This window comes from Roseofilum sp., assembly GCF_982964205.1.
This window is the reverse complement of record NZ_CEZBFX010000108.1, coordinates 1-11,994: the sequence shown is the minus strand read 5'-3', so window position 1 is coordinate 11,994 and position 11,994 is coordinate 1. Positions and strand designations below refer to the sequence as shown.

The 11,994-nt window shown below is 42.7% G+C and carries 15 protein-coding genes and 1 pseudogene; 9 read left to right on the top strand and 7 right to left on the bottom strand.

Annotated elements, in window-relative coordinates; all coding sequences use genetic code 11:
• The first annotated feature begins 532 nt into the window (after nt 1–532).
• The 4 genes and pseudogenes from AC3A14_RS20035 to AC3A14_RS20020 form a co-directional block, all read left to right on the top strand.
• Complete coding sequence (locus AC3A14_RS20035; RefSeq protein WP_318736893.1) at nt 533–1,414, top strand: sulfite exporter TauE/SafE family protein; 882 nt, start codon at nt 533–535, stop codon at nt 1,412–1,414.
• Nucleotides 1,415–1,500: 86 nt separating this feature from the next.
• Nucleotides 1,501–2,886: a TerD family protein gene (locus AC3A14_RS20030; protein ID WP_318699344.1), complete on the top strand. Its 1,386-nt coding sequence runs from the start codon at nt 1,501–1,503 to the stop codon at nt 2,884–2,886.
• Nucleotides 2,887–2,894: 8 nt separating this feature from the next.
• On the top strand, nt 2,895–3,518 hold the full coding sequence (locus AC3A14_RS20025; protein WP_318699345.1) for a pseudouridine synthase: 624 nt from the start codon (nt 2,895–2,897) through the stop codon (nt 3,516–3,518).
• A 122-nt stretch (nt 3,519–3,640) separates the two neighbouring features.
• Nucleotides 3,641–3,757 (top strand): annotated as a pseudogene (locus AC3A14_RS20020) (element excision factor XisH family protein); the annotation flags it as partial.
• A 145-nt stretch (nt 3,758–3,902) separates the two neighbouring features.
• On the opposite strand, the gene AC3A14_RS20015 reads toward AC3A14_RS20020, so the two are convergent.
• Entirely contained in the window at nt 3,903–4,109 is a 207-nt protein-coding gene (locus AC3A14_RS20015; protein ID WP_318699346.1) for a hypothetical protein, read from the bottom strand.
• A gap of 246 nt (nt 4,110–4,355) precedes the next feature.
• Here AC3A14_RS20015 and AC3A14_RS20010 point away from each other — a divergent pair, with 246 nt between their 5' ends.
• Entirely contained in the window at nt 4,356–5,222 is an 867-nt protein-coding gene (locus tag AC3A14_RS20010) for an aldo/keto reductase (protein ID WP_487779123.1), read from the top strand.
• A 195-nt stretch (nt 5,223–5,417) separates the two neighbouring features.
• On the opposite strand, the gene AC3A14_RS20005 is transcribed toward AC3A14_RS20010, so the two are convergent.
• The gene (locus AC3A14_RS20005; RefSeq protein WP_318699349.1) at nt 5,418–5,873 is read right to left on the bottom strand and encodes a molybdenum cofactor biosynthesis protein MoaE; all 456 of its coding nucleotides are present in this window, start codon (nt 5,871–5,873) and stop codon (nt 5,418–5,420) included.
• Between the two features lie 36 nt (nt 5,874–5,909).
• Between AC3A14_RS20005 and AC3A14_RS20000 the strand changes: the two genes are divergently transcribed.
• Complete coding sequence (locus tag AC3A14_RS20000; protein WP_318699350.1) at nt 5,910–6,353, top strand: VOC family protein; 444 nt, start codon at nt 5,910–5,912, stop codon at nt 6,351–6,353.
• 27 nt (nt 6,354–6,380) lie between these two features.
• The gene (locus tag AC3A14_RS19995) at nt 6,381–7,361 is read left to right on the top strand and encodes an aldo/keto reductase (RefSeq protein ID WP_487779122.1); all 981 of its coding nucleotides are present in this window, start codon (nt 6,381–6,383) and stop codon (nt 7,359–7,361) included.
• Nucleotides 7,362–7,462: 101 nt separating this feature from the next.
• On the opposite strand, the gene AC3A14_RS19990 is transcribed toward AC3A14_RS19995, so the two are convergent.
• The gene (locus AC3A14_RS19990) at nt 7,463–7,933 is read right to left on the bottom strand and encodes a M23 family metallopeptidase (RefSeq protein ID WP_487779126.1); all 471 of its coding nucleotides are present in this window, start codon (nt 7,931–7,933) and stop codon (nt 7,463–7,465) included.
• Nucleotides 7,934–8,279: 346 nt separating this feature from the next.
• On the opposite strand from AC3A14_RS19990, the gene AC3A14_RS19985 reads away from it, so the two are divergent.
• On the top strand, nt 8,280–8,636 hold the full coding sequence (locus AC3A14_RS19985) for a DUF6464 family protein (protein ID WP_318699353.1): 357 nt from the start codon (nt 8,280–8,282) through the stop codon (nt 8,634–8,636).
• A 20-nt stretch (nt 8,637–8,656) separates the two neighbouring features.
• Here the strand turns inward: AC3A14_RS19985 and puuE are convergent, their stop codons facing one another.
• The 4 genes from puuE to AC3A14_RS19965 form a co-directional block, all read right to left on the bottom strand.
• Entirely contained in the window at nt 8,657–9,568 is a 912-nt protein-coding gene (gene puuE / locus AC3A14_RS19980) for an allantoinase PuuE (protein ID WP_318736905.1), read from the bottom strand.
• A gap of 45 nt (nt 9,569–9,613) precedes the next feature.
• Nucleotides 9,614–9,970, bottom strand: coding sequence for a slr1659 superfamily regulator (locus tag AC3A14_RS19975; protein ID WP_413039142.1), 357 nt, complete (start codon nt 9,968–9,970; stop codon nt 9,614–9,616).
• An 84-nt stretch (nt 9,971–10,054) separates the two neighbouring features.
• Nucleotides 10,055–10,630, bottom strand: coding sequence for a slr1658 family protein (locus AC3A14_RS19970; RefSeq protein ID WP_318736909.1), 576 nt, complete (start codon nt 10,628–10,630; stop codon nt 10,055–10,057).
• Between the two features lie 40 nt (nt 10,631–10,670).
• The gene (locus AC3A14_RS19965) at nt 10,671–10,916 is read right to left on the bottom strand and encodes a diguanylate cyclase domain-containing protein (protein WP_487779125.1); all 246 of its coding nucleotides are present in this window, start codon (nt 10,914–10,916) and stop codon (nt 10,671–10,673) included.
• Nucleotides 10,917–11,096: 180 nt separating this feature from the next.
• Between AC3A14_RS19965 and AC3A14_RS19960 the strand changes: the two genes are divergently transcribed.
• Nucleotides 11,097–11,843, top strand: coding sequence for an IS5 family transposase (locus tag AC3A14_RS19960; RefSeq protein WP_318736911.1), 747 nt, complete (start codon nt 11,097–11,099; stop codon nt 11,841–11,843).
• Nucleotides 11,844–11,994: the final 151 nt, after the last annotated feature.

Sequence of the window (11,994 nt, the reverse complement as noted above, 5' to 3'; positions counted from 1 at the left end):
CCCAGAAGTAAATAAATACTTGAATCTGGATCGGGTCAATCGGCTGACTATGGATGGGTTCACCAGCTAGCAGCCAGTAGAATAGCGAATAGGGCACGCTGGACAATGGGCAAAAGATTGTATGGCTTAGGGTCTAAGGCTTGAAGCCAGACTCTATAGAAGCAAGAAATGTTATAAACTTTTCTCCCATAGTTGCTCTAACTCTTTTTACTCCCTAGCATCTAGCTCAGTCAAGATATAGCACTTTCCGTTGGGAGTGGGTCATGGAGATGAGAGCGAAGGGCGTTTCATGGCCATCGGCGATCGCCTTGAGAATAATTGTGTTAGCTTAATCTGGAGTTCCCATTCACTCTTCGACATACCCAGTCGTCAAAAAACTCTATTTTTTATTCAATAATTTAACAGGACTAAAGACTTGAACTCCCCTAATAAGATCTCGATTCGCAAACGCACTGTCACGATCTGTATCGCCGTTACAGTTTGGACAATCTGGTTAAGCTTACTCGGTATCGAGCGAGCTATTTCTTATGTTATGGAGTATTGGGAAATTGCTTTAACGATGATCTTTGGATCGGCAGTTGCAGGAGGAACAAGTTTGGGCGGATCTGCGGTTGTTTTTCCTGTATTTACAAAGATTCTCAACATTACCCCCTCAGATGCAAAAATATTTTCCTTAGCCATTCAAAGCATCGGTATTACAGCCGCAAGTATAGGCATTATTTTGACTGGAATTCGAGTGGATTGGAAGGTTATTTTTTGGGGTAGTATTGGTGGTATAATTGGTATGGTTTTTGGTGCGAGTTTATTAGCACCTGTTTTGCCCCCAGATGTAATAAAAATATCATTCACAGTGATATTGGCCAGTTTTGGAATTACCTTATTAGCCTTAAACCGATTACCGAGAGAAGTCCATCTAGGGATGCCAATCTGGACAGCAAATGAGCGAATCATCTGGCTACTTGCTGGAACCATAGGAGGAATGATTAGTAGTCTAGTCGGTAGTGGTATTAATGTATTTTGTTTTTCTGTAATGGTTATTCTCTTTCGATTTTGCGAAAGAGTTGCTACATCCACTTCTGTGATTTTGATGGCCATAAATGCTGTTTTTGGATTTGCATTTCATGCCTTAGTATTGAATAGCTTTATAGAGCCTATTCGCAGTTATTGGTTGGCGGCAGTTCCTGTAGTTGTGGTAGGCGCTCCCCTGGGGGCAATATTATCTTCTCTCTTAAATCGGCAAACCCTTGCTAATATAGTAATTGGCTTGATTGCTATAGAAATCATTAGTTCTTTATTGCTGGTGGAGATGAGTTCACTCGCTATCTATTCTAGCTTAATTGCTATGATGTTTTTTTCAGGTCTGAATTACTGGATGTACCGGACTAATATCTATAGTAAGGAATCAGTTAATTAGGACAGTTGGGTTCTGTTTTGAGGCAATAGGCACGAATGGCAATAGGCAATAATCGTAAAATAGAAAAGATATTCGAGATTCAATCTATGACTACTGAATTAACAAAAGGCGCACGGTTTAATCTGTCTCAAACTTATCCTCATGTGCAACAACTTCAGATTGAGGTGGGTTGGAGCGCCACAAAAGCAGGATATGATATTGATGGCTCGGTATTTATGTTAGGGGCGAATGGACTGATTCCCGCCGAAGAATATTTTGTATTTTATAATAATGCCCGATCGCCCGATCGCGCTTTGCAACGACTAGAAGATTCTCGAGAAGGTCGGCAAAGCTTTATGCTTGATTTGAGTCAAATCAGCCCGGTGATTACTGAACTGGTGTTTGTGGTCACTATTCATGAAGGAGTGGAGAAAAAGCAAAGTTTTGGTCACATTGACCAAGCATTTATGGCGATCTCCAATCCCCAAACCCAGGAAGAATTAGCCCGTTATGCTTTAACTGAGGCATTTACTTCAGAAACAGCCCTAGAATTTGGTCGCATTTATCAGAAAGGAGGGCAATGGCGTTTTCATGCCCTTGGTCAAGGGTATGATTCTGGATTACAAGGCTTTTTAGACCAATATCATCAAGAAGGAGCTACCCCACCCGCTCCTCCTCCTCCTGCTCCCGAATCCACCCGCAGAGCAAAAGCGGTTGAATTAGAGAAGAAATTGGAAAAGGAAGCGCCTCTCTTATTCGATTTAGTCAAAAAAGCTGATATTTCTTTGCAAAAGGCAAATTTAACCAACCATCAAGCACAAGTTGCTCTTTGTTTAGATGTTTCTGGTTCTATGTACTCACTCTATCACTCCGGTAAAATTCAACGGTTAGCGGAAAAAATATTAGCCCTCGGTTGTCGGTTTGATGATGATGGAGCGATTAAGATTTTCTTGTTTGCCGGAAATTCCCAGGATATGGGCGAGATGACGGTAGAGAACTTCCATAATTTTATCGGTCAAGCTCAAAATCAATATCGAGGTTCAGGAGGAACTAACTATTCTCCAGCATTGCAAGCCATTAGGAATACTTATTTTCCTGATGCCAGAGGTGGAAATCGGCGATCGCCATTGAAGGCTAATGTCCCTGTTTACGTGATGTTTGTCACCGATGGACAACCGTTCGATCGCGACCCGTCCGAACAACAGTTACAATGGTCATCCTATGAGCCGATTTTCTGGCAATTTATGGCGATTGGGAAATCGAGTAAAGATGTCAAATCCAAGCGTGGGGGCATTTTAGGCTTTTTGAGCGGCGGCAGTCAATTTGAGTTTTTAGAAAATTTGGATGATTTGGAGGGACGATATATCGATAATGCCGATTTCTTCAGTGTAGAAGACCCGGAGGCGATCGCCGACCAAGACTTGTACGATCTACTGATGACAGAATATCCCAACTGGCTCAAAACTGCCGGCGATCGCGGTTTACTACCCTAGTGATACCCATGAAATCTGCTTCTAGCGGCGATCGGCCTCAGCGCCATATCCTGTTTTACAAACCCTACAACGTTCTCTGTCAATTCACGGATGATAATCCCCATACCCAAGGCAAATCAGCCAGAGAAACACTAAAAGATTATATACCTGTTCCTGGGGTTTATCCCGTGGGTAGATTAGACCGGGATAGTGAAGGGTTGCTGCTCTTAACTAATGATGGCATTCTACAGCATCGTCTTTCTGACCCGCGCTATGGCCATCCGCGCACCTACTGGGTACAAGTAGAACGCATTCCTGACGACCAAGACTTAAATCCCCTGCGTCAAGGCATCAAGCTCAAAGACGGTAAAACTCGGCCTGCCCAAGTACAAATTATCCCTGAACCGAATCTTCCAGAACGCAATCCACCGATTCGCTACCGGAAAACCGTCCCCACAGCTTGGTTAGAAATCACACTCACTGAAGGGCGCAACCGTCAGGTACGGCGGATGACAGCAGCGGTAGGATATCCGACATTAAGATTAGTGCGGGTTTCCTTAGCAGGGTTAGGAGTAGGAGCTTTAAACCCTGGCCAATGGCGCGATTTGACCTCGGAAGAAGTAAACAATATAGCAAGGAACTCGTTAAGTTAGGACAGCTAAATTGTGGTTTTAGGGAACAAGTAATAGAAAATGTCTTCATTCTCCCCTCTCTTGCTATACAAAATCAGTGGGCAGAAAGCACAAACAACCAGACATGATAATTTGTTGATTTAGGAGTGACGAAATTAATGGCGGCTCGTAAAGCGAAAGAAAAAATTGTTGTTGAAATTAAAGGATTTACGAACCCTTCGGCGATCGCTGATTTAAGAATAAATTTTGGGGCAATATAGCGCTTTGCGCTAGGGAATAGGGAATAGGCTTTTGGTACATAGCTTTGAGGAATCAACACTGTCCCTCATAACAGCGCTTTGCGCTGTATTTGATTGATACTGAAGCGTTGGAAACACTGCTCTTAGGAAAGCAGAGCGTTGTAGTTTAATCTACCACTCGTAGACGACCTTGGCGTAATCCTTCAAATACCCGATCGATTTGGCGTTGATCGGCAAAACTTAGGGCATCTTTGGATAACAATAATCTCATAAAACTTTCTTGATCGGCGCGAGAAATTTGGCGAGTTTCAAAAATTCGCTCTATAATTTGCTCAAGATTTAGTGTTGATGGACTGGCTAAACTCGTTTTCATCTCAATTCTATCGATAAATAGGAAACTTAAGAGGATTAGATCGCACCGTCAGATTGAAGAACAGGCGACATGCTCCTGGAGATGCTAAAGGAACCTTTTAGTTAAATTATACTGGATTTTAGAAAATAGTGCAGGGAGGTCAAGGGATGAAACGACGAACTTTTTTCCTGAGTAAGTAGCGCGATCGCCTCTTTAGGCGCAACTCTAAGTGCCCTAAGTCGCTCTTCTTCCCGCTCTCGAGTGGTTTTGGCTAATTCAGGAACTCCTTTACCGGAGCGAATTTTGGGCAAAACGGGGGAGAGCTTACCGGTTTTTGGCTTAGGGGGAGCAGGAAAAACGCCCCTATCCTGGAATGGAGCAGAATCAGAAGCGATCGCAATTATTGAACGGGCACTAGAATTAGGAATTCGTTATTTTGATACAGCCCCCAGTTATGGCCCTAGTGAAAATTATTTAGGAAAAGTTTTACCATCCTATCGATCCCAAGTATTCTTAACCACGAAAACGGCTGCTCGCGATCGCGATGGCGCTTGGCGAGAGTTAGAACAATCTTTGAAGCGTTTGCAAACCGACTATTTGGATGCTTGGCAATTTCACCATGTCTCTTTTGGAGAAGAATTAGATCGCATATTTGCCCAAGATGGGGCGATCGCCGCTTTAGAAGAAGCCAAAGCTCAAAAAATTGTCCGGTTTAGCGGCATTACCGGACACCATGAACCCGCTATTCTTGCAGAAGGATTAAACCGTTATCCCTTTGATACCACCCTAGTTTCGATCAACGCAGCCGATAAACATCATCCCCGTCCCTTTATCCCCACAATTTTACCCGTTGCCCAACAAAAAAACGTTGGCGTTATAGCAATGAAAATTCCTGCCTATGGCAAACTTTTAGAACCCGGAAGATTAGCCGGTATGGATCAAGCCCTAGGCTATGTTTTATCCCAACCTGGAATTCATTCTTGTATTGTTGCCGCTGAACATGTCACTCAACTTGAAGAAAATGTTAAAGTTGCCCAAGCCTTTCAATCCCTATCCTTAGAAAAACTCGAAGCCATTGAAAAACTTACCGCGGAAAATTGGCAAGAAACCACATTTTTCCGCCGTTGGACTTAATGAAATTTAATGATTAATTTATTGACTTCTATAAAAACTTGAGGGCGTGTATATTCAGATCCTACAAGATTTGGTCATTGATATTAAATTGGGTATTCCTCCTAGTATTTCTTGTAAATTCAAAAAATCGAGTCACAACAACGATACAAAAGAGAAGTAATACCAATAGGGGCGAAAAGTTTTTGTTTTTCGCCCCTATTGTCTTTTGTCTGACTTCTGCGAGAAGCCTACCGAAGGTTTCACCCAACTTTGTGTTCCATCTGCCCAACATTCGTGTTTCCAGATGGGAGCATCTTCTTTGAGCGCATCAATGGCATACTGACAAGCAGCAAAAGCTTCTGCTCGGTGAGGACTACCCACCGCAATAATCACACTCACTTCACCAATTTCCAAATATCCTAATCGATGGTGAATCACCACTCGATTTACGCTAGGATAGGCTTGATGAATACGTTGGGAAATCTGCTTAAAGATTTCTAGAGCCATCGGTTCATAGGCTTGATAATCTAGAGCCATCACCGGTTTACCTTCGGTTTGATTGCGAACCATACCGCTCATCAGGGAGATCGCCCCATTGCCGGGATCTTCTGCTAAATGATACACTTCCTCTAACGAGAGGCGATCGCGAGTAATCTTAAACTGTTCTAACATAACACCATAGCCATCATTCACTAAACCTATCTAAACATGAACTCCCCGCCCCTCCTCCAAGGTCACCTGAAAACCGTCCATCATATTGCCCTCAACGTCAAAAACATGGATGCTTCCCGGAATTTTTACGGTCAAATCCTAGGCTTAGAAGAACTCACTGGCGAACAAGTCCCCGAAACTCTCATTAAGCTCGTCGCTACTGGAAAAGTCGCCAACTTTCGTACTCCTGATGGCATCATTATAGACCTATTTTGGGAACCCGAATTATCTCCTCCAGACCCCAATCCCAAAACCCAATTTACTCGCGCCAACCATCTCGCCTTTGACATCGCCCCAGAAGACTTCGATCGTGCCATTTCTGTCCTCCAGCATCATCAAGTAGCGATCGATCGCGGCCCCGTCAGTCGCCCCACAGGACGTGGCATTTACTTCTACGATCCCGATGGTTTCCTCGTCGAAATTCGCTGCGATCCTCATTAATTATTTTATCAGACTTTACCCTTAAAAATGGCAAGCACTTCCACCTTATCTTTACCCAAAATGGGATGCGGAACCTGGGCATGGGGCAATCGATTACTCTGGCAATATGACCCTACCATGGATCGAGACTTACAAAAAGTCTTTAATCTCTGTGTGAGTAATGGCATTACCCTATTCGACACTGGAGATTCTTACGGAACCGGTAAATTCAATGGCCAAAGTGAAAAGCTCCTCGGACAATTTGCCCAAGGGTGTATTGCTGCCAATATTGATAGTCTTTGTATCGCCACCAAACTCGCCCCTTATCCTTGGCGCTTAACCCGAAATGCCATGGTGCAAGCCGGAGAATCATCTGCTCAACGCTTGCAACGACCCATTGATTTAGTGCAAATGCATTGGTCTACTGCTAATTATGCCCCTTGGCAAGAATGGGCCCTCTTAGATGGGTTAGCTGATTTATATGAACAGGGAAAAGCAAAAGCAGTGGGTTTATCCAATTATGGGCCCAAACGATTACAGAAAGTAGTCAAACATTTGCACAACAGAGGGATTTCTGTTCTCACCCTACAGGTACAATATTCTCTCTTATCCACCGCTCCAGTGACCCAACTCAATCTGAAAGCAGTCTGTGATGATTTGGGCATTCAACTAATTGCCTATAGTCCCTTAGCGTTAGGACTGTTAACCGGGAAATATACGGAATCTGGCCCCCTACCCCAAGGACTGCGTAAGGGGTTATTTCAGGAGTTATTGCCCCAAGTAAAGCCGGTTTTAGAATGCCTACACGCGATCGCCAAATTTCACCACAAAACGTCCTCACAAGTCGCATTAAATTGGTGTATGGCTAAAGGTACAATTCCCATCCCTGGTGCAAAGAATCCCCGTCAAGCCAAAGAAAATATCGGCGCATTAGGTTGGTCTTTAACCCCTGGGGAAGTCGATGAATTAGATCGAGCGGCTGCGGGATTGAAAAAGGGAATGGTCAAAAATATTTTCCAGACAGGCTAACGGAATAGGGAATAGGGAATAGGGAATAGGGAATAGGGAATGATCTATCTTCGTGTCTCCATGTCCTCATGTCCTCATATCCTCCCCATTCTCCTACTCAGCTATCGTCCAGCAACGCGAGATTGGGACATAGCCAATAAAATCATGCTAGGGTCAACCCATTGACCGGCATATTTCAAACCCCAATGCAAGTGGGGACCACTGGTACGTCCGGTCATACCCACTCTAGCAATGCGATCGCCAGAATTCACCATCTGACCTTCCCAAAGAATAATGCCACCGCCGTAATCGATCAAATAAGGACGACCTTGATTGGTTCTCACCCGTCCCTTGACATGGCAATAAATATGCTCCCAATATCCGGACTCAATCACAATTCCTGTGCCGCAACGATTATCTTCCCACACTTCCACTACCCTTCCAGTCCACCAACTGCGAATATAACTGCCATAGGGAGCGGCTAAATCTAAACCATAATGATAGCCTCCACCACGGGGCCCAAACCGGGACGTATACTCCACAAAATTTTCCACAGGAAATGAAGCACTATTCCAACCCCTCATGGCCGCCATTGGCACCGATTCTACCACCTGGCCTCGATCGATCTCGATACTTTCAGTCGGTAATCCCGTTGCATTCAACCCTAATGTCAGGCTTAAGCCCAAAAACGCTTTCCAGAACCCTAATCTACGTTTGCGTGCTACCATGATTCCTCTGTGCGATCGCTCTAGATAATGTACTAAAAAATCTATGTTTAGACCATTCTCATTGCTGTTGCCATCATCCGGATACCCCAGACTATCACTTCAGCTCATCTGCATTTGATAAAAAAATCTAAAATCCCGATGGCCATAACTCATTCAATGCGATACCTTAAAGGATTATTGTACGCAGATTAAGTCATCATCAAGATCATCAATGGAACCTGATTTATTGCCCACAGAGATTATTGTCACCCATCCCCGTGAGAACCTAGGCAAAATTCAACTCGACTGGACTCCCCAACCGGGAAACTATCTTAATGTTGAAGGCAAAACCTATACTGTTCTAGAGCGTCGTCATCGGTATACCCTAAAATCGGGCCAATATCGTTTACACAAAATTGCCCTCTATGTTCAACCTTCCTCCCCTCCCAGAGAACAAAGCTTAGTCGATGGACGGTGGATTATTGGCGATAGTAGTTGTCGCTTTAATGCCTTATCTGAATTAATTCGTTGTGCAGTCTATCCAGAAGGCCCCTGTTCTAGTTGTAGATTCTATGAACAGAGAACTTGATCTATATTAATCTTCATGGTCTAGTCATCGGGATAATGATATTTATGCCAATGACGAGCAATATCTACCCGACGACACATCCAAACCTGCTCGTGCTGTTGCACATAATCTAAAAAGCGAGCCAAAGCTGCCGCTCGTCCAGGTCTTCCTGCTAATCGGCAATGTAGACCAATACTGAGCATTTTGGGACTCTCTTCACCTTCTGCGTACAATAGGTCAAAGGCATCTCGCAGATAAGTAAAAAACTGATTTCCACTATTAAAGCCTTGGTAAGTGGCAAACCGCATATCATTAGTATCTAGAGTATAGGGAATGACCAAGTGAGGCGGGCCATACTCCACAATCCAGTAGGGCAAATCATCAGCATAACTATCTGCATCATACAAAAAACCTCCAGCTTCTATCACCAGTCTACGGGTATGGGGACTCACTCGACCGGTATACCATCCCAAGGGACGAGATCCGGTTATTTGAGTATGGATTTCTATGGCTCTTTCAATATGTTCCCGTTCAGTTTCTTCGCCAATATGTTGATAGTCAATCCAGCGGTAACCATGGGAGGCAATTTCCCAGTCTGCTTGTTTCATGGCAGCTACAGCTTCTGGATTGCGCTCTAAGGCCATGGCTACCCCATAGATGGTGACGGGGATTTGGCGTTTCGTAAACAGGCGATGGAGTCGCCAGAATCCAGCTCTACTTCCATATTCATAGATGGATTCCATGTTCATATTACGAACTCCATCTAAAGGTAATGCACCTATAATTTCTGAAAGAAAAGCTTCAGAATGAGAATCACCATGAAGAATACAGTTTTCTCCACCTTCTTCGTAGTTAATGACAAATTGAACCGCAATTCTGGCTCGATTTGGCCATTGAGGGTCGGCAGGATATTGGCCATAACCGATAAATTCACGAGGAGATTGAGGGAGCATAACAACCGTCCAAATGTTTTATTTTATTTCTACATCTTGCCAAGATTAACTTTGAAGTTCTTCCAGCTCTAAGGTTAACGAAGGCATTAACCGTTGTAAATTTTTCAAAGATTTTCCTTGCCAAGGAATTCCTTTTGATCCTTTGACGACCATTGCCATATCTTTCTTCTGACGAATTTTAATTACGAATTTTGAGAGCATACTAATTCCCGAACTATTCAGAAATTCTAATTTTCGTAAATTCAACGTAATCACAGGAGGCTTTTGTTCAGCAATCTCTTCTAAAATTTGCACAATCGGGGCATATTCATCCATGCCACTCAACCGTAGAGAGCCTTGAAAACTAATGGTTTTTGTTTCATCATCATAGTAGACGTTATAGTCCTCTGTTTTTATTTCGATAGTCATTCATTCATTCTCCTTAGTGTCTATCATTATTTTTGATTCTCTTTAACTACACTTAAACAGGATTAAGTGTTAATCAATTTATATGGGGAGTTGTACCATAGTAGTTACTTTAATTACACCAGGATAATCGGGAACCGTTTCAAAGTTCCATCCCAACTTGGCAACGTAGTCATTAAGCATGGTCAAAAGTCCCAATCCTGAATTAGAGCTGCTCTCTTCTTGGGCACTACTTTCGAGTTGTTCCAGGTATAGAGTTTGAGGATCGCCTTGCTCTATTTTTTTCAAGAACGTTTGGAATTTATTCACCTTTTGACGGGGGATACTGTTCGAGGTGGTAAAGATAATTTTATCTTCTCGCACTTGGAGACGAATACTAATCGGAAATTCTGAAGTTTCGTCGTTAAATTTCATAGCATTTTCTAATAATTCATTGGCAATGTAGCTAACCGCACTCTTGACTTCTGCTTGCTGTTGTTCTGAAATATCATCTTTGGCAGGGAAAAAGGTAGTCAGATAGTCAGCGAGGAAGTCTGCTGATAAGCCATTGTTGCGCCAACGCTGTTTTAAGGGAACAGAGCTGGGGGAAAATCCAATAATTAAGTATTCTGGACTCTCCGGTAAGTCGTCGATATAGTCACCAAAAGTTTCTGCCATTTTTGAATTCACCTTTGACCATTTTTCTTGCTCTATGGATTTAAATATATTGTATAGAGAGTTTCTTTTTTCTCCTTAGATTTGGATAAATGAGACGGGACTTGTTCATTGTACTATGGATATTTGCTTTGAGATCAAGGAAGTTAAGGGTAAAGGATACCCGATCGCGGCCTTGGTTTTTTGCTTGGTACAAGGCCACATCGGCTGCTTTGATTAATTCTCTAGGGGTAGATCCATGCACAGGATAGCAAGCAATATCTAGAGAAGAGGACTTTATCCCCTGCATCATGACCAAATGTATTATTAAATACTTTAAATGATCGATGTCAATCATCACTACCCCTAAACAAAGGAATTAAGAACCCGTAGATTAAGAAAAACCCTAGAAGCCTTAAGGGCACTTCTATTAATTGACTATACCGTGAATCCATGAGATGATCGAGAAAGAAAAAGAAAGGGAAAAAACATGGGTCAAATGAGTTTTTGGGACGGAGAGAACCGTCAGAAAAAGCTAAATAATAAAAAACCGCTGCTCTCTCAACTGAATGAATTAGTACCTTGGGAGGAGTTTCGTCCAATCCTCGAACAAATTCATGACCGTGAACGTTCAAGCAATGCCGGTCGTAAACCCCTAGACGTTATCTTAATATTCAAGTTAGTTATCCTACAAAAATTGTTCAATTTAAGTGACGATCAATTGGAGAACCAAGTCAAGGATAGACTCTCATTTATGAAGTTTCAAAATCTGGGCATAGAAGATCCAGTGCCCGATGCTAAAACGGTAGGGTTGTTTAAGGAAAAACTGACGAAAAAGAAATTAGTAGAAGAATGGTTTGAGCAATTAGAAGAGTATCTAAAAAGTCAAGGGTATAAAGCTGAAGAAGGGCAAATAGGAGATGCGACTCTAATTCTTGTGCCGAGGCAAAGAAATAGCAGAAAAGAGAATAAAGAAATCCGAGAAGGAGAAATTCCTGAAGAATGGAAAGAAACGCCGAACCGATTGTGTCAGAAGGATTTGGACGCTCGGTGGTTGAAGAAAAATGGTGAAAATCACTACGGCTATAAAAATCATATAAGTATCGATAAAAAATATGGAATTATTCGCCAATATGAAGTGATAGATGCATCAGTTTATGACTCAAAAGTATTAGGGAAACTGATAGATATAGAAAATGCAGATCCAGAGATATGGGCAGATAGCGCCTATCGATGAATTGTCTACTTCTTAGATAAAATTTCATCTTTTGGGGAAAAAGCGGTCTTTTTTTATCTCATTAATTGCTCGCAAGAGCAATTAATAGAGGTGCCCCTCAGTACAGGACAAAAGTGGCAAAGGGAGACAGGAAGAGGGTTTGAGGGAAATC

Coding starts and splice junctions, on each gene's coding strand:
- AC3A14_RS20035 (WP_318736893.1), top strand. CDS start 533: ATGGAGTATTGGGAAATTGCTTTAACGATGATCTTTGGATCGGCAGTT.
- AC3A14_RS20030 (WP_318699344.1), top strand. CDS start 1,501: ATGACTACTGAATTAACAAAAGGCGCACGGTTTAATCTGTCTCAAACT.
- AC3A14_RS20025 (WP_318699345.1), top strand. CDS start 2,895: ATGAAATCTGCTTCTAGCGGCGATCGGCCTCAGCGCCATATCCTGTTT.
- AC3A14_RS20015 (WP_318699346.1), bottom strand. CDS start 4,109: ATGAAAACGAGTTTAGCCAGTCCATCAACACTAAATCTTGAGCAAATT.
- AC3A14_RS20005 (WP_318699349.1), bottom strand. CDS start 5,873: ATGTTAGAACAGTTTAAGATTACTCGCGATCGCCTCTCGTTAGAGGAA.
- AC3A14_RS20000 (WP_318699350.1), top strand. CDS start 5,910: ATGAACTCCCCGCCCCTCCTCCAAGGTCACCTGAAAACCGTCCATCAT.
- AC3A14_RS19995 (WP_487779122.1), top strand. CDS start 6,381: ATGGCAAGCACTTCCACCTTATCTTTACCCAAAATGGGATGCGGAACC.
- AC3A14_RS19990 (WP_487779126.1), bottom strand. CDS start 7,933: ATGGCGGCCATGAGGGGTTGGAATAGTGCTTCATTTCCTGTGGAAAAT.
- AC3A14_RS19985 (WP_318699353.1), top strand. CDS start 8,280: ATGGAACCTGATTTATTGCCCACAGAGATTATTGTCACCCATCCCCGT.
- puuE (WP_318736905.1), bottom strand. CDS start 9,568: ATGCTCCCTCAATCTCCTCGTGAATTTATCGGTTATGGCCAATATCCT.
- AC3A14_RS19970 (WP_318736909.1), bottom strand. CDS start 10,630: ATGGCAGAAACTTTTGGTGACTATATCGACGACTTACCGGAGAGTCCA.
- AC3A14_RS19965 (WP_487779125.1), bottom strand. CDS start 10,916: ATGCAGGGGATAAAGTCCTCTTCTCTAGATATTGCTTGCTATCCTGTG.
- AC3A14_RS19960 (WP_318736911.1), top strand. CDS start 11,097: ATGGGTCAAATGAGTTTTTGGGACGGAGAGAACCGTCAGAAAAAGCTA.